The sequence below is a fragment of the Pseudoxanthomonas spadix BD-a59 genome (genome assembly GCF_000233915.3).
Taxonomy (GTDB): Bacteria; Pseudomonadota; Gammaproteobacteria; order Xanthomonadales; family Xanthomonadaceae; genus Pseudoxanthomonas_A; species Pseudoxanthomonas_A spadix.
The window spans coordinates 1,431,737-1,453,194 of the sequence record NC_016147.2; the positions used below are offsets into that span (position 1 = coordinate 1,431,737).

General features: G+C 64.7%; 24 protein-coding genes and 1 pseudogene. 3 read left to right on the forward strand and 22 right to left on the reverse strand.

The window, feature by feature from the left end; translation table 11 throughout:
- Positions 1-57 precede the first annotated feature (57 nt).
- Entirely contained in the window at positions 58-288 is a 231-nt protein-coding gene (locus tag DSC_RS17055) for a DUF4158 domain-containing protein (protein WP_014160331.1), read from the forward strand.
- Here DSC_RS17055 and DSC_RS06430 read toward each other — a convergent pair.
- The 3 genes and pseudogenes from DSC_RS06430 to galE form a co-directional block, all read right to left on the reverse strand.
- The gene (locus tag DSC_RS06430; RefSeq protein WP_014160332.1) at positions 282-743 is read right to left on the reverse strand and encodes a bacteriohemerythrin; all 462 of its coding nucleotides are present in this window, start codon (positions 741-743) and stop codon (positions 282-284) included. The two genes, DSC_RS17055 and DSC_RS06430, sit on opposite strands and share 7 nt — an antisense overlap.
- 133 nt (positions 744-876) lie before the next feature.
- Positions 877-1,026, reverse strand: a pseudogene (locus DSC_RS16010) (FAD-dependent oxidoreductase); the annotation flags it as partial.
- A gap of 31 nt (positions 1,027-1,057) precedes the next feature.
- Positions 1,058-2,029: a UDP-glucose 4-epimerase GalE gene (gene galE / locus DSC_RS06435; RefSeq protein ID WP_014160334.1), complete on the reverse strand. Its 972-nt coding sequence runs from the start codon at positions 2,027-2,029 to the stop codon at positions 1,058-1,060.
- A 265-nt stretch (positions 2,030-2,294) separates the two neighbouring features.
- On the opposite strand from galE, the gene fcl reads away from it, so the two are divergent.
- Both fcl and DSC_RS15675 read left to right on the forward strand, forming a co-directional pair.
- The gene (gene fcl / locus DSC_RS06440) at positions 2,295-3,239 is read left to right on the forward strand and encodes a GDP-L-fucose synthase (RefSeq protein ID WP_014160335.1); all 945 of its coding nucleotides are present in this window, start codon (positions 2,295-2,297) and stop codon (positions 3,237-3,239) included.
- A gap of 103 nt (positions 3,240-3,342) precedes the next feature.
- Positions 3,343-4,035, forward strand: a complete 693-nt coding sequence (locus tag DSC_RS15675) for a phosphatase PAP2 family protein (RefSeq protein ID WP_014160336.1) — start codon at positions 3,343-3,345, stop codon at positions 4,033-4,035.
- Between the two features lie 52 nt (positions 4,036-4,087).
- On the opposite strand, the gene DSC_RS06450 is transcribed toward DSC_RS15675, so the two are convergent.
- The 19 genes from DSC_RS06450 to DSC_RS06530 form a co-directional block, all read right to left on the reverse strand.
- On the reverse strand, positions 4,088-4,384 hold the full coding sequence (locus DSC_RS06450) for a type II toxin-antitoxin system RelE/ParE family toxin (protein WP_043290450.1): 297 nt from the start codon (positions 4,382-4,384) through the stop codon (positions 4,088-4,090).
- 2 nt (positions 4,385-4,386) lie between these two features.
- The gene (locus DSC_RS06455; protein ID WP_014160338.1) at positions 4,387-4,671 is read right to left on the reverse strand and encodes a type II toxin -antitoxin system TacA 1-like antitoxin; all 285 of its coding nucleotides are present in this window, start codon (positions 4,669-4,671) and stop codon (positions 4,387-4,389) included.
- 242 nt (positions 4,672-4,913) lie between these two features.
- Positions 4,914-5,213, reverse strand: coding sequence for an FkbM family methyltransferase (locus DSC_RS06460; protein ID WP_014160339.1), 300 nt, complete (start codon positions 5,211-5,213; stop codon positions 4,914-4,916).
- Between the two features lie 89 nt (positions 5,214-5,302).
- Positions 5,303-5,725, reverse strand: a complete 423-nt coding sequence (locus DSC_RS06465) for a type II toxin-antitoxin system VapC family toxin (protein WP_014160340.1) — start codon at positions 5,723-5,725, stop codon at positions 5,303-5,305.
- Positions 5,725-5,973: a type II toxin-antitoxin system Phd/YefM family antitoxin gene (locus DSC_RS06470; RefSeq protein ID WP_014160341.1), complete on the reverse strand. Its 249-nt coding sequence runs from the start codon at positions 5,971-5,973 to the stop codon at positions 5,725-5,727. Before DSC_RS06470 ends, DSC_RS06465 begins: the two co-directional genes overlap by 1 nt.
- A gap of 266 nt (positions 5,974-6,239) precedes the next feature.
- Positions 6,240-6,806, reverse strand: coding sequence for an LbetaH domain-containing protein (locus tag DSC_RS06475; RefSeq protein ID WP_014160342.1), 567 nt, complete (start codon positions 6,804-6,806; stop codon positions 6,240-6,242).
- Positions 6,803-7,366, reverse strand: a complete 564-nt coding sequence (locus tag DSC_RS17545) for a CatB-related O-acetyltransferase (protein ID WP_014160343.1) — start codon at positions 7,364-7,366, stop codon at positions 6,803-6,805. The genes DSC_RS06475 and DSC_RS17545 overlap by 4 nt, the downstream gene beginning before the upstream one ends.
- Positions 7,363-8,532: a glycosyltransferase family 4 protein gene (locus DSC_RS06485; protein WP_014160344.1), complete on the reverse strand. Its 1,170-nt coding sequence runs from the start codon at positions 8,530-8,532 to the stop codon at positions 7,363-7,365. The genes DSC_RS17545 and DSC_RS06485 overlap by 4 nt, the downstream gene beginning before the upstream one ends.
- Positions 8,533-8,561: 29 nt before the next feature.
- The gene (locus DSC_RS06490; RefSeq protein WP_014160345.1) at positions 8,562-8,870 is read right to left on the reverse strand and encodes a hypothetical protein; all 309 of its coding nucleotides are present in this window, start codon (positions 8,868-8,870) and stop codon (positions 8,562-8,564) included.
- A gap of 1 nt (position 8,871) precedes the next feature.
- Positions 8,872-9,501, reverse strand: a complete 630-nt coding sequence (locus DSC_RS15680; protein ID WP_052299772.1) for a class I SAM-dependent methyltransferase — start codon at positions 9,499-9,501, stop codon at positions 8,872-8,874.
- A 275-nt stretch (positions 9,502-9,776) separates the two neighbouring features.
- A complete protein-coding gene (locus tag DSC_RS16575; RefSeq protein WP_148268097.1) occupies positions 9,777-11,012 on the reverse strand; it encodes a hypothetical protein in 1,236 nt (411 codons plus the stop codon).
- Positions 11,013-11,078: 66 nt separating this feature from the next.
- Complete coding sequence (locus tag DSC_RS16580; protein WP_148268098.1) at positions 11,079-11,786, reverse strand: hypothetical protein; 708 nt, start codon at positions 11,784-11,786, stop codon at positions 11,079-11,081.
- A gap of 138 nt (positions 11,787-11,924) precedes the next feature.
- Positions 11,925-13,220, reverse strand: coding sequence for an oligosaccharide flippase family protein (locus tag DSC_RS06500; RefSeq protein ID WP_014160348.1), 1,296 nt, complete (start codon positions 13,218-13,220; stop codon positions 11,925-11,927).
- Complete coding sequence (locus tag DSC_RS06505; RefSeq protein ID WP_148268099.1) at positions 13,217-14,302, reverse strand: hypothetical protein; 1,086 nt, start codon at positions 14,300-14,302, stop codon at positions 13,217-13,219. Before DSC_RS06505 ends, DSC_RS06500 begins: the two co-directional genes overlap by 4 nt.
- Positions 14,283-15,404 (reverse strand): GDP-mannose 4,6-dehydratase, encoded by a 1,122-nt coding sequence (gene gmd, locus DSC_RS06510; protein WP_014160350.1) that lies wholly within the window; start codon positions 15,402-15,404, stop codon positions 14,283-14,285. The genes DSC_RS06505 and gmd overlap by 20 nt, the downstream gene beginning before the upstream one ends.
- Positions 15,401-16,666: a glycosyltransferase WbuB gene (locus DSC_RS06515; protein WP_014160351.1), complete on the reverse strand. Its 1,266-nt coding sequence runs from the start codon at positions 16,664-16,666 to the stop codon at positions 15,401-15,403. The genes gmd and DSC_RS06515 overlap by 4 nt, the downstream gene beginning before the upstream one ends.
- A 119-nt stretch (positions 16,667-16,785) precedes the next feature.
- The gene (locus tag DSC_RS06520) at positions 16,786-18,138 is read right to left on the reverse strand and encodes an undecaprenyl-phosphate glucose phosphotransferase (RefSeq protein WP_238527674.1); all 1,353 of its coding nucleotides are present in this window, start codon (positions 18,136-18,138) and stop codon (positions 16,786-16,788) included.
- Positions 18,139-18,489: 351 nt separating this feature from the next.
- Positions 18,490-20,697 (reverse strand): YjbH domain-containing protein, encoded by a 2,208-nt coding sequence (locus DSC_RS06525; protein ID WP_014160353.1) that lies wholly within the window; start codon positions 20,695-20,697, stop codon positions 18,490-18,492.
- Positions 20,694-21,449, reverse strand: coding sequence for a capsule biosynthesis GfcC family protein (locus DSC_RS06530; protein WP_014160354.1), 756 nt, complete (start codon positions 21,447-21,449; stop codon positions 20,694-20,696). Before DSC_RS06530 ends, DSC_RS06525 begins: the two co-directional genes overlap by 4 nt.
- Positions 21,450-21,458: the final 9 nt, after the last annotated feature.

The following is a 21,458-nucleotide window of genomic DNA, read 5'->3' on the forward strand; positions in this document are numbered from 1 at the left end:
CGCGTTGCCGCCCGATGGCGAGCCGCCCGCGGCCTTGCTGATGCACGTCGTCGACAGTTGCGCATCGAGCCGGCGGTGTGGCCGCAGTATGCACAGCGGCCGGAAACTCGGCGCGAGCATCTCGCCAAATTGCAGACGTGGCTCAACCTGAGACCGTTCTCGGCCGCCGACTATCGCCGCGTGGTCCACCAGCTCAGCGAGCTCGCCCAGCAGACCGACCGTGGCATGGTGCTGCCGCACGCGCATCGGTCTTCGCGACCGGCCGCGGCGGGGCCGCCGCTTCAGTGAAAGAAGCGGGCCAGGGTGCGATTGAGCCAGCCGCCCTGCTGGTGGCTGCGGGCGAACTGATCCAGGTGCCTGCGCACGGTGTCGCTGTAGGCCCTGTCGTCGCTGCGGATGTGGTTGAACAGCCAGCGCGAGAGCAGGGTCTTGAGGTCGTCGGCCACTTCCTCGCCGGCTTCGAACCTGAGCCGGTAGTCACCCACACGCTTGACGAACACCTCGTGCACCCGGCGATGGGCGGCGCAGAACGGGTAGCCGGCCTCCTCCATCAGCTCCTCCTCGAATGCGAAGTGCGACATCGTGTAGTCGATCAGTTCGGCGATCACCTCGCCCACGCCATCACGCGAACCGCGGCCCTGCGCGGCGTGCAGCTGGTTGATCATCTCCACGATCCGCCGGTGCTGGTTGTCGATCACCTCGATGCCGGTGTCCAGGTCGTCCTGCCAGATCAGCAAAGCCATGGAAACGCGCTCCAGTGCCGGGACTGCCGGCCCGGCGCGCGCAGTAGGCAAGCGGCCCATGGCGGACATTGATCCGGATCAAGGCGATGCCGGCGCATGTTTGCGCGCCGGCCACGGCGCCACCTTCAGCCGCTCACCACAGGGCATCGCGCAGCTTGTACCAGCCCGTCGCCGCCACCAGCAGCGGCGTGCGCAGCGCCTGGCCACCGGGGAACGGCGCATGGCTGATCTTCGCAAACAGGTCCAGCCGCTGCGCCTGGCCGGCAATGGCCTGCGCAATCAATCAGTTTGCCGGCCCGCGCGCTGGCAAGTGATCAATAAGCCGGCGCCTGGTGCCAGCGCCAGGCGCTGTCGATGATCTCCTCCAGCCCGGGGTGGCGCGGTTGCCAGCCCAGCACGTTGCGGGCCTTGTCGCTGGCGGCCACCAGCACGGCCGGATCGCCCGCCCGGCGCCCGGCCTGCTGGTAGCCAATGTCGCGGCCGGTGACCGCGCGCGCCGCCTGCAGCACCTGCAGCACACTGAAGCCTTGCCCGTTGCCCAGGTTGAAGGCGTGCGCGCCCGGCTGGCGCTGCATCAGTTCCAGCGCACGCAGGTGTGCATCGGCCAGGTCCAGCACATGCACGTAGTCGCGCACGCAGGTGCCGTCGACGGTGTCGTAGTCGTCGCCGAACAGCTTCAGGGCCGGGCCGGTGCCCAGTGCCGCGCGCAGCACATTGGGGATCAGGTGGGTTTCGGGCTGGTGCGATTCGCCGATGTTCTCATCCGGCGCCGCGCCGGCGGCGTTGAAATAGCGCAGGCACACCGAGCGCAGCCCGTAAGCCTGGGCCGCATCGGCCAGGATGCGCTCGACCATCAGCTTGCTGGCCCCGTACGGATTGATCGGCGCCTGCCGATGGTCCTCATCGATCAGCGCGCTGAGCGGGTTCCCAAAGATCGCCGCGGTGGAGGAAAACACCAGCCTGTCCACCCCACGCCGGGCCATCGCCTGCAGCAGATGCAGCGTGCCCACCACGTTGTTCTCGTAATAGGCGTAAGGCGCGCGCACCGATTCGCCCACCAGCGAGCGCGCGCAGAAATGCATCACCGCATCGACCGGGCGCTGAAACGCGGCATCCAGGGTGTCCGGCTGGAGGAGGTCGGCCTGCACCAGCGGCCCCCAGCGCACCGCGGCGCGATGGCCGGTGGCCAGGTTGTCCAGGACCGTCACCGCGTGCCCGGCCCGCGACAGGGCCAGCGCCGCATGCGCACCGACGTAGCCGGCGCCGCCGCAAACCAGGATGTGCATGCTCGCTCGTGGTTGTCCCCGTGGGGCGCAGATTGTAGCCAGCCAGGGCGCCGCCGACGGCGCGCAGGCGTGCGCCGGACCAGCGGCCGGTGCAGATTTACCCGCGCCGGCGCCCATGGCAGACTGCAATGGCTCGCGCCAGCTTGCGGCGGCGGCACACGGGGCAACGCGAAGGCCATGGGGTGTGCCGGCGCAGCACCGCGCCCCGCCCATCCTCGGCACGCCCCCCCTGCGCGCAACCTTCCCTCACGTGCCCGGTCCCCACATGAACCCTGACTCCCGCATTTTCGTCGCCGGCCACCGTGGCCTGGTCGGCAGCGCCATCGTCCGTCGCCTGCAGGCGCTGGGCTACAGCAACCTGCTGCTGGCCGGCCGCGAGGTGCTGGACCTGCGCGAGCGCACCGCGGTTGATGCCTTCTTCGCCCGGGAACAGCCGCAGGTGGTGTTCCTGGCCGCGGCCAAGGTGGGCGGCATCCACGCCAACGACACCTATCCGGCCGAGTTCCTGCTGGAAAACCTGCAGATCCAGAACAACGTCATCGACGCGGCCTACCGCAACGGCGCGCACAAGCTGACCTTCCTGGGCTCCTCGTGCATCTACCCCAAGTTTGCCGAACAACCCATCCGCGAGGATTCGCTGCTGACCGGCCCGCTGGAACCCACCAACGAGTGGTACGCCATCGCCAAGATCGCCGGCATCAAGCTGTGCCAGGCCTACCGCCGCCAGTACGGATTCAACGCCATCAGCCTGATGCCCACCAACCTGTACGGCCCCGGCGACAACTTCGACCTGGACAACTCGCACGTGCTGCCCGCGCTGATCCGCAAGTTCCACCAGGCCAAACTGGCCGGCGCGCCGGAGGTGGTGATGTGGGGCACCGGCACGCCGCGGCGCGAGTTTCTGCACGTGGACGACATGGCCGCCGCCACCGTCTACCTGACCCAGACCTACAACGGCGCGGACATCGTCAACGTGGGCGTGGGCGATGACATCAGCATCCGCGAGCTGGCCGAACTGGTGAAGGACATCACCGGCTACACCGGCAGGATCGTCAACGACACCAGCAAGCCCGACGGCACCCCGCGCAAGCTGCTGGACGTCAGCCGCCTGCACAGCCTGGGCTGGAAGGCACAGGTGGAGCTGCGCGAGGGCATCGCCGCCACTTACCAGTGGTTCCTGGACAACCAGCAGTCCCTGCGCGCGGCCTGAATGTGCGGACGCGCTGCCAGCCGCCCCCAAACCGCTGAAGGGACAGCAAGGCCAGCTCAACTGACAAATCCTCGCCCAGCCCGCATGCCGCCGCGTTTGCCCCATGGCCGTGCTGCCCGCGATGGGTGACGGGCTGCCCCTTGGCAGCTGGCGCTGGTTCACGCCGTGGGGCGATGCGCTGCTGGTGCTGCCGCTGGTGGTCTGCGCGGCGGCGCTGCTGGCCTGGCACCACCGCGATGCGCGCCGGCCCGCACTGCGTTGGCTGCTGATCGTGGCGATGGCCTGTGCGGTGACTGCGGCCAGCAAGATCGCCTTCTACGGCTGGGGCACCGGCGTGCCTGCCTGGGACCTGACCTGCTTCAGCGGACATGCGGTGGTGGCCATGGTGTCCTGGCCGGTGCTTGGGGCGCTGCTGGCGCCACGCCGGTGGCCGGGCGCGCGCCAGGCCATGTGCCTGGGCGGCATCGTGCTGGCACTGTTGACCGGCTACTCGCGCGTGCACGTGGGCGGGCACTCGCTGGCAGAAGTGATCGCCGGGGCCGGCCTGGGCGGCCTGGGCGCCTGGCTGGCGCTGCGCGCACTGCGCAGCCACACCCTGGACCTGGCCCGCCGCGTGGTGCTGGTTCCGCTGGCCCTGGTACTGGTGGCCGTCACCGCCGCGCCGCCGGTCCGCATCCCCACCGAGAGCCTGCTGGCCCGCATCGGCACGCTGCTTTCAGATGCACCCACCCCGGTCTCCCGGAAAAGCTGGCGCCAGGCGCATGGCTACGGCGACATGGGGGCAGAGAAGGAATAGATGCGCCGACCGAGGCCCGGTCTGGCAGCCGGGCGGGGCCCATCCTCGGCTGCTACAGCCGTGCATGCCCGGCCTCCCGTTGACTTCGCACGGCCAGGATGAAAACCGTATCAATCGCCGCGGCATAGCGATACAGCGCCACATACCCGCGCGCACCCCGACCGATCACCAACTCGCGATTGCCCGCGATGTCCGGACGGCCGATCAGGGGATTGCGTTCCAGCACGTCGATTGCCGCGATGATGTCCTGCAACCGCGACGGGGCGTCCGCTACGTCGTACTCGGCAAGATGGGCCAGAATCCGGTCAAAGTCATCCGCAAGCTCCGGAGCCAGCTCGATACGGGACACCTTCAGGGCGCCAGCTTGCGCGCCGCCGGCCGCGCGGGACGCTTGCCCTCCATGCTTTGCTCAAGGTAGCGCCGCATTTCCTGCCACGGGATGGTCTCGCCGGACGCCACGATGTCCGCATACCGCTGGTTTGCGGTCTCGTTGAAATCCTGCCGCAAGGCTTCCTGTTCGGTTTTCTCCACAATGGCTTGCAGGATGAAGCCGTGGGTTGTGGTGCCTGATCGTTCCGCCGCCAGACGGATACGCTGTTTGAGTTCATCCGACAGGCGAATGGTCGTGGTGGACATGGGCCGCTCCAGAAGCAAAATGATGTAGCACTTTAGTGTCACATGCTCGCAGGTTTCCGCGCCGCAAGTCCAGCCCGTAGGAGCGGCGCCCCGCCGCGACCAACGCCGGCGGCCACCCCCGTAGAAGCGGCGCCCCCGCCGCGATCGGTCCCCGATGCCGTTCGCAATCCATCGGCCCGAGGGCGGGCCTCCTACAGGCACCCGGTAGGAGCGGCGCCCTCGCCGCGATCGCCCCCGCGCAATCAACGGCCCGCGGCCACACCGCACCGCCCAAACAGAAAATCCGCCTGCACCGCGCGGCCTTGGCCGTCATCGGCCATGTTGTAGGCGCCCGCAAGCCCCAGCCCGCGCTCGCGCTCGCGCAGCCAGGCGATCACCGCATCGGCCAACGCCTGTCCCGCATACAGCTCCATGAACCAGCACTCCACATATATCCAGGCGAAGCGGTCCAGCATGCCCTCGCAGCCCGCCAACGCCGGCAGCTCGAAGCCCTGGACATCCATCTTGAGCAGTGCCGGTTCGGCGAGATCCGCCGCTGGCACTTCACCCGCCGCATCACACGAATGCTGGCCGTGCCCGCCTGCAAGAATGATTTGATTGCAAGACCAGAGGATCGTCCACCAGAGGACACCTACACCAGTGCAACGCTCACACCCAAGGCCTCTGCCGCAGCGGCAAGACCACGATCCAGCGTGCGCACCCGGGCTCCGCGCCGGCTGGCAACCGCCAGGTGCAGGGCATCACCCGCGCGCAGGCCGGTGGCGTGCTGATCGGCGAGGCGCGCGGCGACCCGGAAATCCTGCCCCGAGACCGGCAACACCTGAAAGGAGGCGTCCACCAAAGCCGTGAAAACCGCCAGGGCTTCCGCCCGATCGGGCGCGGCCAACTGCCCGGTCCGCACCTTGACCGACATCGCCGCCGAAAACTCCGTCAACACCCACTCACTGATTGCGAGCACCCCCGCGGCCTGATCCGCCAGCCACGCCTGCATCCGGCCGGTAGCCGGTTCGCGGGTCAATGCCGCCACCAGAATGCTGGTGTCGACGTACAGCATCAATACCGGCTCTGATCGCGCACCTGGCGCATGAACTCGCCCGCGCTCTGCGGCTGCTCGGCCATGCGTGCGGTCAGCTCCCGCAGCGCATCGGCATCCACCGGCCGCAGCAGCCGCTCGGCACGAATCAGTCGGCCCACCGGACGGCCCCGCTTGGTAATCACCACCTCGTCACCTGAAGCCAATTGCTCCGTCAATTCGCTCAAGTGAGCCTTGGCGTGCGCAAAGCTCACGATTTTCTCGCCCATACATCACCTCGTGACCACATTACTGGTCACATAGTAGCCGCCGCCATGCATCGGGACAATATCCGCCACGCCCGTCGCCCACACCCAACCCATCGGCCCGGGGGCGGGCCTGCTACAACTGATGCCGCGTAGCCGATGCCGCCGTGGCGGTGCTGGACGTTGTACCAATGCACGAAGGCCGCCATCACGCAGCAGCAGGTCGATCGGAGACCGGCGGGGCGTCGCCGGCCGCGTGCAGAAGTCGGCCTGCACCAGCAGCGGCGTCGTCAGGGTGAGCGAAATTCCCGGGTCTTGAGGCGCTCGGCGGGATTACCGACATAGACACCCCAGGGTTCAGCGTCCTTGAAGAGCACGGTGCGTGCGCCAAGCACGGCGCCTTCGCCGACGGTCACGCCAGGACCGACGAACGCCTCCGCGGCAACCCAGGCCCGTGTCCCGATGCAGATAGGCCGCGTCACCAGCTGGAAATCTGGATCGGCGATGTCGTGTGTCCCGGCGCAGAGGTGCGCGCCCTGGGACACGATCGCCTTCTCGCCGATGTCGATCCGGCCCTGGCAATAGCAGTTGACCCGCGGGCCCATCACCGCGTGCGCGGCCATGGTCAGGTTTAGCGGAAACCAGATGCGGGCCGAGCCATAGACCCGCGCGCTGGGATGCAGCCTTGCACCAAAACAGCGCAGCACCAAGTTGCGCCAGCGATGCAGCGGCGGCGGCGTCCAGGCGGCAAGCAACAGCCAGGTGATGCCCCACAGCGCCCGCAACAGCCGGTGGCGCAACGAAAAGCTGGGGCCGCCTTCCAGGGCGCGCTGGTCCTGGGCATTGAGTACGGTCATCGGGGCGGATCCTCCGTACGGTTGGCGCCCTGCGGAGCGCAGTACTCGCTTTCGCGCGGCGGTTGGCGCAGGAAGGCGGCGTGGCGCCGCTCCTGTTCCTCGTCGGCGAAGCGCTTGCGGATGAAGCGGGCGGGTACGCCGCCGACCACTGAAAACGCGGGCACGTCGCGAGTTACCACCGAACCGGCGGCGATGATCGCGCCGTCGCCGATGCGTGTGCCAGCCATGACCACGGCGTTCGCGCCGATCCAGGCGTCGCTGCCGATCCGCGTGGCTTTGAACGGAGGCCGCCCGGAAAAGATGATCGCGCGGCCTGCGACGTCAAAGACGTGATCATTGCCGACGATCTTTACCCCAGGCCCGAGCATCGTGTAGGTGCCGATCTCCACCCCCGGGTCGATCAGGCAGCCGGGCCCCACGTAGGCATACGCGCCGGCGACGAAGTCCCGGCTGATCGACGAGCGACCGCCGACGAGGAAAGTCGGGTGCACCGAACGCAGGCGCAGGCGCTTGCGCCAGTACGCGCGGCGCAGCGCGCGGACTAAGCGGCGCAGGCTCATGCCTGCTCCCGCGCGAACAGCGTGAAGGCGTCGTCGCCGGTGGCGGCGGGCAGGCCGCAAACAGCGCGCAGCATCACTTCGGCCTGCTTGTCGGGGTTATAGAGGCGGTCGATCATCGTGAAGCACCTCTCTCGGGTCAGCCGGCGGTCGGGGAAACGCGCGGGGAACGTGGCCAGTTTGTCTGCGAGGTCCGACACCGATCCGGCGCGGAAAAGTTCGCCGGTGAAGCCGGGCACGATCGCCTCTACTTCCGGCATCTGAGACTCGAAATCGTCGTGGGTTATCACCGGCGTGCCGAACATCAGGCTGTGCATCGCAGTCAGCCCGACCTTGCCCGGCGACACAGTGACGTCGGCGTCGAACACCAATCCGGCGATCCGTGACTCATCGTAGATCGCGCCGTGAAATTCCACATCCACGCCCAAGTCGCGCGCCTGTCGCTCTAGCGCCTCGCCTTCCGGGCCGTCGCCGACGAAGACAACGCGGCTGCGGATGCCTTTGCCGGCTAGCTGCGCTGCCGCGTCCAGCAGCATATCGTAACGGCATATCCGGGTCAGCCGGGAGATGCAGAAGATGCGCAGGACCGAGCCGTCGCGATGGCCCGCCTGATTGCCTCCTAGCAACGCCTGGCGCAGTGGCAGCTGCGCGTCGTAGTTTAGTGAGTTGAAGCCCACGTGAATGCGTCCCGGGTCCGCGCCCAGCGCCATTGCGTTGCGCTTCGCCCGCCAGCCGTAGGCGTAGAAGTCGTGGGCGAGCGAGAAGAACAGCTTGCGCACCCGGTTCTTTAGGTCGCGACGCGCGTACTTGAAGCCATGTCCCCAGAACACTACGCGCTTGCCACGCAGGCGGGCGATTAGCGCGCCGATCCAGGTGCTCACGTGGTTGGGGCTGGCCAGGAAGACGAACACGTCGCGCCGAGCGCGCAGACAATAGCCGACCACGGCCGGCTGGAACGCTAGCTTACCGAGGTAATAACAGCGTGCCGCATGGAATTCCTCGCCATGGTCGAAGATGTAGGGAGCGATCCCTTCGGCGCCTTTGCGGTCGCCGACGAATGCCGCATCCAGCCGCTGTGTTAGTGCGCGAACCACGCCGTAGCGGTAGTGCGGGAAGAAATGGTAGATGAACGCAACCTTCTCGGTCGGTCGGATGGTCGGCGCGGTCATGATGTCATCGGAGTAGCAAAGGGCTTTCGTTAGGAGCAGCGGCCGCGGGCCGGGCTGCCGGCGATCCGTCTTGGCATCTTGTGGCTGTCTGCGGGCGAGCGAATGGACTGCGACCATGCCCACGCACCGGTAATGGCCAGTGCGGGGTACGGCCGAAGAAGTGGGTAACGATAGCGAAAGCGCCACGCGGCTTCGTCCACTGTCCAGCTTCGGTCGGAGTGGATGCGGTCGTTGAACCAGGCCTCGAACTCGAACGGATTGCGATCAGCCAGCGCATTGAAGCGCTCGACCATGTAGGGGGAGGGGATGTTGTTCCAGTAGACGACGAAGGGCCGCATTTTATTTTCCCGGCCACTGCAGGATGTTCCCGGACAGAAATTCACGCACCGCCCAGGTCCCGGCCTGACGATCCAGCAAGCGCCGCCAGATGCTCCCACGGGTGAGGTCGATGAGCGCCATGCTCTTTACGTGGCCGAGCCAAGATTGGATAAATAGTTCACGCAGGTCGCGGTGGGTAAAATAGTGGATATGGCCATCATCCCAGACGCCATCGAGCGCATTTCCGTCTGCCGTTTGCGGCCCGTAGCCAGAAAACACGACATGGGCGATATTCTTCAGATAGCGAATATTTGGCGTGGTGATAACACAGCGCCCGCCTGGGCGAAGAATGCGATGAATTTCCCGGCTGAATTTGACGGGATCCAGGATGTGCTCAATCGCTTGATTGGCGATGACGACATCGGCCAAACCATCCGCCAGTGGGAACAGGCCATTCAGGTCCGCCTCGCGGAACTCCCAGCCGTCCGTCTTGCCATCCCCCAGCGTATCCAAGCGCGTTCGGGAGACATCCAGACCGATGCGCTGATCGAATCGTTCGGCCAGTGCGATTAGCAAGCGACCGGAGCCGCAGCCGAGATCGACTGCGCAGGACCCCGTGCCGATACTGGAATTCAATCTGGTGTCCAGCATTTTTAATGGCTCTCGGTAAAGGAGGGGCAGCCTCGCATAAAGATTGGAGCGGCCGCTGGATGATCCGAAGCGTCGGACTTCATGCACATGCTGACTGCACGTCAATTCTGGGCCCAGCAACACAGGGCGCTGGGTGTCGGTATCGGCAATCCACGAGAACGTGACGTCCCCGCCCCTCGCCCGAGCTCGCGGCAGAGCGATGCAGCTCTGAAAAAATGCGCTTTGCAATGCGACCAGCGGACATTATGGAATAGATTAATCTCCATCAGAAATCTCTAAACTTGGCCAGAATTTTCCGCGTAATGATTCTTTTTTTCTGGTGTCGCTAGATATGCGCAAAATGTGCCGAACCAAAATGCCCGATAAGTGACCGTAGCCTGACCGCCGTCGAACAGAAGTGGAATTGCGAAAGCTGATAGTAGGAGAAGAAAGCTGAAAACCCCTCGGCTATGCTGTGATTTGTAGGCTCTCAACATTAACCAGAAGGTAGCGGGCACAGAAACCAGATATCCGTAATGGTAAGTTATAAAAAGAAGTAGAGAATCAGCTGTATTACTGGCACTAGATATACCATTGAACCAAGGGTCAAAATTCTCAGATTCGACTGACGTCCCCAGGCCGAGGCCGTGAGGGAAAATAAGATTAAACGACTGGTCGTACATGTAGCCGAAATAGGAAATCCGAAGGCTATCACTATCTGATGCGTAACCTCCATCAAAATAATTCAAGGCGTCCACCGTTTTTCCGATTGACTGAATATAGAGAGATTCGTTACTATTAAAGAGGGTGTTGAAAAACCCATAGGAAAATAATGCGATGAACGCCATGGCGGAGGTCGCTATTAACTTTGTCGAGATGATTTGATTCCCCCTTTGTCTCCGAAACAAGCATGCTACGACGACAAAGAGCGCGACAAGCCAATACTGCCGATAGAAAGAGACAGCGGACAGAAAAAGCACTGCAATGACCGCGCAAACTAATTGCAATGTCTTTGTTCGATCTGTGGCGATTAGGGCGGCCACGGCCGGGGCGAACAGGGGATTGGCGAACTTCGAACCTAGTTGTCCGCTTGAGTATAAAAAGAGCCAATAAAATGCACTATAAATTGCTGTGCACATGGCGAGCATGTATATATAATCTGGACGTCTTTGCAAGACGTGCCTGCAAACAATAAAGCCAACTACCAGAAATAGGGATGATCTAAATTGGGCATACGCATTGAGAATGCTTCCGTGCCGAAGCGAGCCGATAACAAAGAAGGTTGCAATGAAGAATGCTGCAAATGAAAGAGATACTCTGTTCGAGATTAATGAGCGCGCAAACTCTCTTCCAAGGTTGTCTCGGAAGATGATGTGGAAAGCGATCACGGTCAGCGCTGCAAGCTCAAAAAAATATCTTCCGCCGACGTTAAATATTGTATAGGTTGTTGGTGAGAAAAGTATAAAACTATACGCCGCGGCGGCCAGCCACGATTTAAATTCAGACTTCGATATCGAGTAGCTCCGGTGCATTTTAATCGGGTTTAATAAGGGGGATTTTTGGTTAGAGAAAGAATATAAATTAAAAGAACTACCGTCCTAGCTAGGTGAAATTACCTTAAAAAGTTGCGACCTAATATTCCGAAATGCGGATTTCAGACGAGAATTCTTGTAGGAGATTCCCATTGAGCCTGACACACCCATTACCCGCGGTGTTGGCGTCATGACATAGCGTGCAGGTGATATTTCAGCAAGAGCTTCACAGAATGCATGCTCAAGATAGAATCCATCCAGGTCGCTGACGCTTTCATGGGCCTCAAGCAGGTTCTGGATGTAGAAGCGCTTGCTAACAATGTAGAATCGCGTGTCGATCTTGTGCGGGCTGAATCGTCCTTCGTAATCGAAAGCGGCTTCACCGTTGAAATTTCGTGCGCACTTTTCCGCATTTGTTACCCATAGCTTGGCAGTGCATTTCATGAATTGCGTTGCACTGCGTAGCACCTCGCTCTCTTTCAGGGCGAACTTGATAATCTCGCCTTCTCCCCAGCCTTTTCCCTTTCTGGAGATCATATTCAGGTCGTTTTGGAAACGAATGAGCTCTATTTTTTCGTAAGCCGGGATGACATTTGCGATATGGGGGGCAAGGTCGAAGTTCGACCCGTCGCAAACAATGATTTTGTCCGTGACCCCCATCTCGATCCATTGCCCGAGCGCCTTGATGGTTTCGAGAAGCCTCTCAGAGCTATCGCTAAGCATGGTTTTGGGAGCTGAAGCGATGATTGACGAGGTGATGAGTAGCGGGATCATGGTGACACCCGTGGCGGTTCTAGGCCCAAAGCATCCGAGTCGGCTGCGTCTGCGGAATAGTCGCCGGTGATCGGGTCATGAGCCAGAATTTCGGCCCCGGGATGACGAGGCGTATGGATAAGGTGGAGCAGTCGCATTTCAGGCCATCTCCGAATGGAGCAGGTGCCGGTTCGTCAGCCAGATCGCGATGCCGCAGAGGCCGACGGTGCATGCGGCTATTGCCACCGCGCCCGAACCGCCGAAGGCGATGCCCGCCGGCCAGCCGACCGCCAGCAATATGGCGAATGCCAATAGCGTGATGATGATGTTGTTGCGCATGTGCCCCGAGGCCATTCCCAACAGATAGGCGGGAATGCCCACCACGTTGCCCAGGAATCCCAATGCCAGCAACGCCACGTATAGCCAGTAGGTGGCGTCTATTCTGTTCAACCAGAACAGCGACGGCAGTGGCGCGAGCGCGACGACGGCCAGCGAGGCGGCGGCCATCAGCTGTGCGGACAGCCGGAACGCACGCGCGTAAAGCTGACGCAGCCTCTGCCGGTCTGCACGGAACAATGCGGTGATGGACGGCATGGCAGCGGTCACGGTGGATGCGATCAGGTTGCGCGGCAGCAGCACGGTCTTGTAGGCCAGCTCATAAAGTCCCTGGGCCGCCATCCCGCCGAAGTGGCCCACGAGCATTTTCGATACCGGCTCGATCAGTCCATTGGCGATGTTGACCACCTGGGCTTTCAGGCTGTAGCCCAACATGTCGCGGAAGGCGGGCAGGTCAAAGCTGTACGGACGCAGCACACGGCCCAGTTTTCTGCTGACGGCGGCAAAGGCCAGCAACATCACGATGGCATATTGCGCAACCTGCGCCCACGCCAGGCCGATCAAGCCATGTGAGGGAACCAGCACCAGAACGGCAGCCAGTTGGGTCATCGTTCCGAACACCGAGAGTTGCGACCGGCGGTAGCCCAGGTGCAGGCCTTGAAGCATGCCCATCAAAGTGCCGGCGACGTTCAGCAGGAAGAAGCCCAGCAGCAGCCAGGGCAGGACATGCCGCGCCTCCGCAGCGTGGTCCGCGCCGACGATGCGATCGACAAATGGCGAAATGCCAGCGTAGGCAATCAATGCCAAAGCGCCGAACTGCACGATGTTGGTCAGCAGCGCCGTCTCGGCGTAGGTACGCACCCGTTGCTGTTCCTTCCCCACATCCCACATCGCCAGGAAGCGCGTTGCGGCAACAGCCACCCCGGCATCGCCCAAACGGATCAGGTTGGTCCATGCGTAAAGGGTGGACCAGACACCAATCGCCTCGATTCCGCCCTGTTTGATGACAAGGCGATAGCCGACGAACAGCAGCAGCGTGGTGAGAATGAACTCGCCTGCCGCGTAAGAAACGTTCTTGCGCAGGTTCAGTCGTTCAAGCAGTCCTTCGGGGGCGCTCATCGGCGCAGGTCCAGGGCCTTGTGCAAGGTTTGCAGGCTCTCGTCGCGCATGCGTCGGGTCCGAGCCAGTACGACAGCGCGTGGTTCCCTGGGCGGGATGTGACTCAGGGACTCCCAGTCGTGGTCAGCAGTGCCGATGGCAACGCATGGAATGCCTTCTCGCAGGCACTGCCGGTGGATCAATGCGCCTTTCCGGACCACGACGGGAATCCCCAGTTGGACCGCACGTCCAAAAATGCCAGATGCCTGATCATAGCTCGCGTCATACGCGCACCAGACAAGGTCAGCCCCTGAGTAGAGCTGCATCAGCTCATCATCGCTGACAAAGCGGTTGCAACCAAAGCCTCCGGAGCGCGTGAAAGATTCCAGGGGGGCAGCCAGATCCTGGCTCACCTTGCCGCCGAACGCGAACAGCACCGACTCACGCAATCGGAGATTTTCTGCGAAAAGTCGGCAAAACCAGTCAAATCCCTTGCTCCTGTCCTGCCGACCAATGGCCATGCAAATCGGTCTCCCGCCCGCACTTGCGTGCAACTGATTCAAAAGGCCAGGTGTAGATGGGGGAGCGGATTGCCTTTTCTGTTCCTCCAGATCCCAAAGTTGTGGATCATGGATCCAGTCATCTGCAATCTCGGCAAAGCGCGGCTCCACTTCGAAGGGCAGGATGGTCAACGTCGTGACGCGCGGGAATCTTCGCAGTAGTGCAAGCAAAAGGTACTTCGCTTTGAGCCGCACTCCGTTTCCGTACAGTGCCGGCAAGGGGCGGAACAGCAAGCCGGCGGTCGATCTGCCCATCAAGGAGCGGATGACGGCCGTGGCAGCGTAGATGAGAAACGATTCCTCGACCATCGGGACAAGGACGGGACGTCGCGAAAACACGGCTCGCCGGCAGAAGCCCATTCTTTCCAGAGGGAAGAGACTGGAAAGGAAAGAGACATACGATGCGCGATGGCCGTCTTCAACCATGCCGATGTCGAGCAGCGTTATGGACTTCGCGGAATCGGCAGCCAATCCTTCCGGCCCGCGCTGGGGGATTTCGCTGACGCATTCCATTTGAGTCCCATCACTCTCGGGCAGTTGCAACGGTATAGCCGTGCGTACTGAGCAACGCATGCTGCCTTGCCACGTGTAAGTCGCTCGCCACCATCTCCTTCACCATCTCCTGCAACGTGACCTGCGGCACCCAGCCCAGGTCTGCCTTGGCTTTGGCCGGATCACCCAGCAGCGTCTCCACTTCCGCCGGGCGGAAGTAGCGCGGGTCCACCTGCACGATCACATCGCCTGGCTTGACCGCCGGGGCCTTGTCGCCTGCCACCGCCTGGACCACGGCGCGCTCGTGGGCGCCTTGGCCCTCGAAGGCCAGGGTGATGCCAAGTTCGCTGGCGGCCATCTCGATGAACTGGCGCACGCTGTACTGCACGCCGGTGGCGATCACGTAGTCCCTGGCCAGCTCCTGCTGCAGCATCATCCACTGCATGCGCACGTAGTCCCGGGCGTGGCCCCAGTCGCGCAGGGCGTCCAGGTTGCCCATGAACAGGCAGTGCTCCAGGCCCTGGGCGATGTTGGCCAGGCCGCGGGTGATCTTGCGGGTGACGAAGGTTTCGCCGCGGCGCGGGCTTTCGTGGTTGAACAGGATGCCGTTGCAGGCATACATGCCGTAGGACTCCCGGTAGTTGACCGTGATCCAGTAGGCGTAGAGCTTGGCCACCCCGTAGGGGCTGCGCGGGTAGAACGGGGTGGTTTCGGTCTGCGGGGTTTGCTGGACCAGGCCGTACAGTTCGCTGGTGGAGGCCTGGTAGAAGCGGGTCTTGTCGGTACGCTTGAGGAAGCGGATCGCCTCCAGCAGGCGCAGGGTGCCCATGCCGTCCACGTCGGCGGTGTATTCGGGGGCCTCAAAGCTCACCGCCACGTGGCTCTGCGCGCCCAGGTTGTAGACCTCGTCCGGCTCCACCTCGGCGATGATCCGGGTCAGGTTGCTGCTGTCGGTCAGGTCGCCATAGTGCAGGTGCAGGCGCGCGCCAGGCTGATGCGGATCCTGGTAGAGGTGGTCCACGCGCTGGGTGTTGAACGAGGAGGCGCGGCGCTTGATGCCGTGGACCTCGTAGCCTTTTTCCAGCAGCAGCTCGGCCAGGTAGGAGCCGTCCTGGCCGGTGATGCCGGTGATGAGTGCGCGCTTGCTGGTCATGCAGGGTCCGTGTCGGTCAAGGGTTCGCTGGGCGCGCCGCGCGCCAGCAGGGATTGGATGTCGATGTTCAGGCGCGTGAGGATGGACTCGCGCGCCAGCGTGCTTTCGGCCTGGGCGCGGGCGGCAGCGCCCAGCTTGCCACGCATGGCTGCATCGCAGGCCAGCTCGCGCAGCGCATTGACCAGTGCCTGGGCATCGCCGGGCGGCACGCTCACCCCGGAGCCCAGCAGCGCGTTGGCCACGCCGGTGCCGGGCAGGGCGGTGGCCAGCACCGGGCGTCCGCTGGCCAGCATGCCGGTCATCTTGGATGGCATGACCAGGTCGGCCACGTCGGCGCGTTGCGGCAGCAGGTGGATGTCGGCCAGGCCCAGCCAGTCGTTGAGGCGCTCGGTGGGTTGCAGGCCCAGGAAGTGCACGTTGGACAGGCCCTGGCAGTTCTGTTCCAGCAGTTCGCGCCCCGGGCCCTGGCCGCCGAACACGAAGTGGAGCTGTGGCAGGTCGCTGGTGGCGCGGGCCACTTCAGCCAGCAGCTCCAGGCCCTGCTTGAGGCCCATGTTGCCCGAGTACAGCGCCACCAGTGCGTCTTGCGGGATGCCCAGCTCGGCCCGGTACGGGCTGGGCGCATCCAGCGGACGGATGCCGTCGATGTCGGCCCAGTTGGGGAAACAGGTGCAGGCATCGGCCTGGACCCCCTTGGCGTGCAGCCGCTCCAGCATCTTGTCCGAAATCGTCGACACCCGGTCGAACGCGCGCATCACCAGGCGCTCGATGCCCATGGCGATCTTCCTGGCCGGGCCGGCGTTGACGATGCCCATGTCCAGGGCGGCATCCAGCTCGAAATCCTGCACGTGCAGCCAGGTCTGCGAGCCGGACAGCCTGGCCGCCAGCAGGGCACCCGGTGCGCTGGCCAGGGTCGGGGCGATGTTGATCACCACGTTGGGGTGGAAGAACAGCGAGCCGACCAGCGGCGGCAGGCACGACAGGCCAAAGCTGGCCAGGTGGATCATCCGGGTCAGGCCGCCCGGTCTGGCCGGCACCCAGACCGGGCAGCGGATCACGTCCACGCCCGCGATGGTCTCGCGCGACCACCACCAGCGCCTGTAGCCGGCGGCGACTTTCCACGCCGGGTAATAGGGCGGGGCGGTGACCACCCGCACCCGGTGCCCCTGCGCGGCCAGCCAGGTGGCCATCTCGCTGGTGTACTTGCCGGTGCCGATGTTCTCCGGGGCGTAGTTGATGCCGGTGATCAGGATATTGGCCACGGTGGACTCTCCTTGCAGGCGACGCACCGCGGCGCGCCAGGCGCCACGGACCGAAAAAAAGGGGCGGGGGAGTGGACCGCGGCTGCGGGGCTGCCGGACGTGGGATCGGGGTGCGCGCATCAGTACGCGTTCCTTCCCGCAAATCCGGTCAGCACGGTCTGCACGATGATGCGCAGGTCCAGCAGCAGCGACCAGTGCTGCAGGTAATGCAGGTCCAGTTCGATCCGCCGCGACATCTTGTCCACCGTGTCGGTCTCCCCGCGCAGGCCGTTGACCTGGGCCCAGCCGGTGATGCCCGGCTTGATGCGGTGGCGCTGCATGTAGTCGACGACCTGTTCCATGTACTGCTGGTTGTGGGCCACCGCATGCGGGCGCGGGCCGACGATGGACATCCGGCCCTGCAGCACATTGATGAACTGTGGCAGTTCATCCAGGCTGGTGCGGCGCAGGAACGCGCCGAAGCGGGTGAGCCGGGCGTCATCGCGGGTGGCCTGGGTCACGCTGCCGGCGTGCTCGTCATGCACGTGCATGCTGCGGAACTTCCAGACCTCGATTTCCTGGCCGTTGCGCCCGTGGCGCGACTGGCGGAACAGCACCGGGCCGGGCGAGGACAGCTTCACCCCGATGGCGATGGCCAGCATCAGCGGCCAGATCAGCAGCAGGATGAGACAGGCCAGCAGGCGGTCTTCCACCGCCTTCAGCAGGTAGGCATTGCCGTTCATCGGGGTGCTGCGCAGGTTGATCACCGGCATGCCGGCCACCTGCTCCACCGAATGGTTCAGCAGCTGCAGGCCGAACAGGTCGGGCACCATCTTGATGTCGGCGGTGGAATGGCGCAGCGCGTCCAGCACGTGGGCGATCTGGTCCTGCGCGCGCATCGGCAGGACGATCCAGACCTGGTCCACGCGGTGGGTTTCGACGAATGCCGGCAGCGCGTCCAGTTCGCCCAGGCATGGCGACTCATCCAGGTATCTGTGGCTGTTGGGCGCGGCAAACCAGCCCAGCACGTGGATGCCGGCCCAGGGCTGGGCCTTGAAGGCGCCGACGATGCGCCGGGCATTGGCGCCACCGCCGACGACCACGGCGGTGCGCTGGTCCACGCCGCGCGCGCGCAGCCGTTCGGCGGTGTGGCGCACCGCCACCCGCACCGAGATCACCGCAGCCAGGCCCAGGCCGTACCAGGTCAGCCACCACGCCCGGGACATCCCGCCAAACTGCTGGACCAGGGTGCTGTACATCACCATGCACCCAAACAGCATCGTCCACAGCGACACCACCCGGGTCAGCTCCGCGGGCAGGCCGCGGCCGCGCCAGCTGCGATAGAGCGAAGAACTGGTCAGGATGATCAGCGCGAACAGCACCGAACACAGCAGGGTCTGGCGGTAGGCCAGTTCCAGGGCGAAGCTGCCAAAGCGCAGTCGATACGCGAGCACGCCGCCGCCCACCAGCGCAAGGATGTCCGTCAGCCGCAAGGTCAGGCCAAACAGCGCCGTGAACTTGCTTGCGGAGCGCGCAGCCGTTTCAGCTTCCCGCCAAATCGGTGCCAGCAACATGCTGTTTCGCCCCCAGTTGGGCCGCTTTCCTGATGCAGCCGCGTCTTCCATTGGCGCCATCCCCAGGTCTCGGCAACGCTAGTCCCACAAGATCAACAACATCGGTCCCCGCAAGCAGCGCGGACGGTTGTTCTCGTGTGCAGGCAGAAAAAGGCATCTTCACTCATGGTTCGCGAAGTTGACGCGCCCATGAATGCAGCGCCCCACCTTAATGAAAAGGTGACGGACGTGCAACTTCGGTTGGCGCTAGCGGCCATGGCTGGCAGCGGGTCACTTGTCGATCTGGTCGAAGTTGTCACGGAACAGGTCGGTGTCGCGCTCGCTGGTCAGCTGGTACAGCGAATAGCGTCGCGCCAGCCGTGCGCCGCCGTCGCGGGTCAGTGGACTCCACACCACCGTGGCCCGGCCGCGGGTGGAGCGCGGCAGCAGGAAATCCATCGGCACCGAGAAATAGATGCCCTTGTCGAAGCTGCCTTCGCCAAACTCGGCTGCCGAGACGTTGGTCTTGGTCGCATAGGCGCCCATGGTGACGCCGTTGTCGAACACCCGGCCCACGTTGAGCGTCGCGCCCCAGTCGCCGGCCAGGTAGCGGCCCGCTGCCACCGACACCACCGTGCGCTGCGCGCGGCCCAGCTCGTAGTAGCCGCTGACGTGGCCGGTGGTGATCCGGTAGTCGCGGAAATCGAAGTGCTGTTCAAAGCCGCGCTGCTTGACCCAGTTCAGGTCGATGCCCAGGGCCCAGCGCTCGCCGAAGGGGCGGTACAGCAGCTCGCCGCCGGCGCCGGCGTACATCGATTCCAGCAGGCCCGCGTAGCCCATGCCGTAGAGCGCGCCGCCCAGGCTGCGGGCCGTGGTCAGCTGCAGGCTGGGCACGGTGATATCCGAGCTGGTCAGGTACTGCCGCATGTAGGTGCGCACGCGCGGCAGGTTGCTCGGCGCGTCGTAGCGGAACTTGTCGAAGTTGTTGAGCAGGTTGACGCTGACCACGCCGCTGAGCCAGGTGCGGCGGCTGAAGAAATAGCTGGCCCCATAGTCGGCCGACAACTGGTACAGGATGAAGCCATCGGGCCCGCCCAGCACCTGCCGATAGCCGGGCGCAAATCCGCCGCGGTAGCGCTGCAGCGGGGCCTGGTACAGCACCTCGCGCTGCTGCTGGGTGGGCGCGGTCAGTTCGGTCGCCCGCGCCAGGGCCTGCAGGTCGCGGTCGTGGCCCAGGTATTGCCGGAATGCGCTGCGGTTGATGCTGCTTTCGGCCACCGGCATGCCCAGGCGGGTATGGGCCAGGGTGAACCACTCGATCGGCGGGCCGACGCTGTTGTCCAGCACGCGCGCCGCGCGGCCCAGTCCCTGCGCCGGATAGAAATAGCGCACCTGTTCGCCACTGACCACCAGCTCGCTGCCGCGCACCGAGATCTGGTCGACCCGCAGGCCGGCGTTGTCGCGCAGGCGGGCGGCGACATCGGCCCAGTCGGTGCCGGCCAGCGCGGCCACGGTCTGCTCGCGTTCGGCATGGGCCTTTTCGGCGGCATCGCGGTAGGCGCGCGCCGGTGCCGGGCTGGCTTGCGCGGCGGTCGATGACGACGGGCGTGGGCGCACGGGCTCGGGCGGCGGATCGAGCAGCTTGGGCATGCCTCGCGCGCGCTTGAGGTTGTTGTGCAGGGCGATGCTGGCCATCATCGTGGTGCCGCGTTCCCAGCCCAGGCTGACATCGACGTTGCGGTTCAGTGCGTACACCACGCCGACGTTCACCGGCGTGCGCTGGCGCTGGTTGTTGTTCTGGGGTTCGTGCCGGTAATCGTTGCCGTCGTATTCCAGCTTCAGCTGCAGTGGCGCCCACGGGGTCTGGTAATGGATGCCGCCGAAGATGCCGACCCGGCCGCGGAACATGGCGCTGGTGCTGAAGTCACCGGCGGCCACCGAGCCCCCGGGCCGGGTCTTGAACCGGTCATCCAGCACGCCCAGTGGATTTCCGAAATCGCCGCGGTTGCCCAGATAGCCCGTTGCCAGGCCCAGGCTGGCATCGAAGGCACCAAAGCGCTTGCTGGCCACCAGGTATTCGCCGGCAAACAGGCCGGTGCCACCGATGTCGCGGATGCCCAGGGCCACGTCGGGCAGCCAGCGGCTTTCCTTCCACAGGCGGACCTTCACATCGATCGACTTGTCCTTGTAGTTCTGGTCGCCGGCGATGGCCGGGCCATACCGGCGGTTGGCCACCGAGGTGTAGCGGAAGCTGCCTTCCAGCCAGGAGAATGGCTGCAGGGCGATGTTGTAGCGGCTGTAGGGCGAGACATGGCTGGCGCTGAAGGCCAGCTCGCCCTCCTCGGCCATGCGCGCGCTGGGGGTCTGCAGCAGGCCCACGCCGCCCCAGTCGCTCTGCGAGGACAGGGCCTGGGCGTGCGCGCCGCCGGCCAGGCCAAGGCCCAGCGCGGCCAGGATCTGGCGGCTGAGCCTGCAGCTGAGGGGGCGGCCGGAGTTCATGGCGACCCGGCCGGCGCGGGCAGTGGCTGGGTGGCGATGAAGGCCGCAAATTCGCGGTTGAAGTCCGGGTCGACCTTGCCCACGGCGCGCTCGGCCAGCGGCACATACACCGTGGCCCCCGGCGCCAGGGCCTGGGGCGGGCTGCGATTCCAGGCCGCGATGCCGACCGTTTGCACGTGCCCGTCCGGCTGCACGACATAGACCTGGTCGCGGTCCGCGGCCCGGCTGCGGGCACAGGCGGGCAGGTAGCTGGCCACGTCCTGCAGCGGGATATGCGGCAAGGTGCAGTCCTGGACCACCGCGCCGACCACGGCAATGGTGCTGGGACGAAGCGGATAGACAAAGCGGTCGCCGTCGGCCAGCAGGCCGTTGGCATCCAGGTCCAGTTCCAGCCGGCGAGGCTCCAGCTGCACCACCACGCGCCCGGTGGCCGCTCGCCCGGCCAGCCACGCGCGCAGGCGCGAGGCGTCCTGGGACAGCGGCGCATCGGCCGAGGCCGGATCGGCCAGCAGATCCAGGTCGTACAGCAGGCCGGCCTTCAGCCGGACCTGGGCCTCGATCTGGCTGCGGCGCATGAGCGCGGCGCCCAGCGGATAGGCCAGTTCGGTCGGCCGCGCGTCCAGGACCGCATCGGCCAGGCGGGCGCCGGCGCCGAAGGTGCGGGTGCCGGGGACTGCGACCGCGCCCTGCACGCTGGCCTGGACGGTCTGCGCCCGCGCATCGGCCAGGGCGAGCGCAAGCACAAGCAACATGGCCAGGCC

Coding starts and splice junctions, on each gene's coding strand:
- DSC_RS16580 (WP_148268098.1), bottom strand. CDS start 11,786: ATGATCCCGCTACTCATCACCTCGTCAATCATCGCTTCAGCTCCCAAA.
- galE (WP_014160334.1), bottom strand. CDS start 2,029: ATGCACATCCTGGTTTGCGGCGGCGCCGGCTACGTCGGTGCGCATGCG.
- DSC_RS06500 (WP_014160348.1), bottom strand. CDS start 13,220: ATGAGCGCCCCCGAAGGACTGCTTGAACGACTGAACCTGCGCAAGAAC.
- DSC_RS06465 (WP_014160340.1), bottom strand. CDS start 5,725: ATGCTGTACGTCGACACCAGCATTCTGGTGGCGGCATTGACCCGCGAA.
- DSC_RS16575 (WP_148268097.1), bottom strand. CDS start 11,012: ATGCACCGGAGCTACTCGATATCGAAGTCTGAATTTAAATCGTGGCTG.
- DSC_RS15675 (WP_014160336.1), top strand. CDS start 3,343: ATGGCCGTGCTGCCCGCGATGGGTGACGGGCTGCCCCTTGGCAGCTGG.
- DSC_RS06490 (WP_014160345.1), bottom strand. CDS start 8,870: ATGCGGCCCTTCGTCGTCTACTGGAACAACATCCCCTCCCCCTACATG.
- DSC_RS06455 (WP_014160338.1), bottom strand. CDS start 4,671: ATGTCCACCACGACCATTCGCCTGTCGGATGAACTCAAACAGCGTATC.
- DSC_RS06470 (WP_014160341.1), bottom strand. CDS start 5,973: ATGGGCGAGAAAATCGTGAGCTTTGCGCACGCCAAGGCTCACTTGAGC.
- gmd (WP_014160350.1), bottom strand. CDS start 15,404: ATGACCAGCAAGCGCGCACTCATCACCGGCATCACCGGCCAGGACGGC.
- DSC_RS15680 (WP_052299772.1), bottom strand. CDS start 9,501: ATGCTGGACACCAGATTGAATTCCAGTATCGGCACGGGGTCCTGCGCA.
- DSC_RS06430 (WP_014160332.1), bottom strand. CDS start 743: ATGGCTTTGCTGATCTGGCAGGACGACCTGGACACCGGCATCGAGGTG.
- DSC_RS06525 (WP_014160353.1), bottom strand. CDS start 20,697: ATGAACTCCGGCCGCCCCCTCAGCTGCAGGCTCAGCCGCCAGATCCTG.
- fcl (WP_014160335.1), top strand. CDS start 2,295: ATGAACCCTGACTCCCGCATTTTCGTCGCCGGCCACCGTGGCCTGGTC.
- DSC_RS17545 (WP_014160343.1), bottom strand. CDS start 7,366: ATGAGCCTGCGCCGCTTAGTCCGCGCGCTGCGCCGCGCGTACTGGCGC.
- DSC_RS06475 (WP_014160342.1), bottom strand. CDS start 6,806: ATGACCGTACTCAATGCCCAGGACCAGCGCGCCCTGGAAGGCGGCCCC.
- DSC_RS06530 (WP_014160354.1), bottom strand. CDS start 21,449: ATGTTGCTTGTGCTTGCGCTCGCCCTGGCCGATGCGCGGGCGCAGACC.
- DSC_RS06485 (WP_014160344.1), bottom strand. CDS start 8,532: ATGACCGCGCCGACCATCCGACCGACCGAGAAGGTTGCGTTCATCTAC.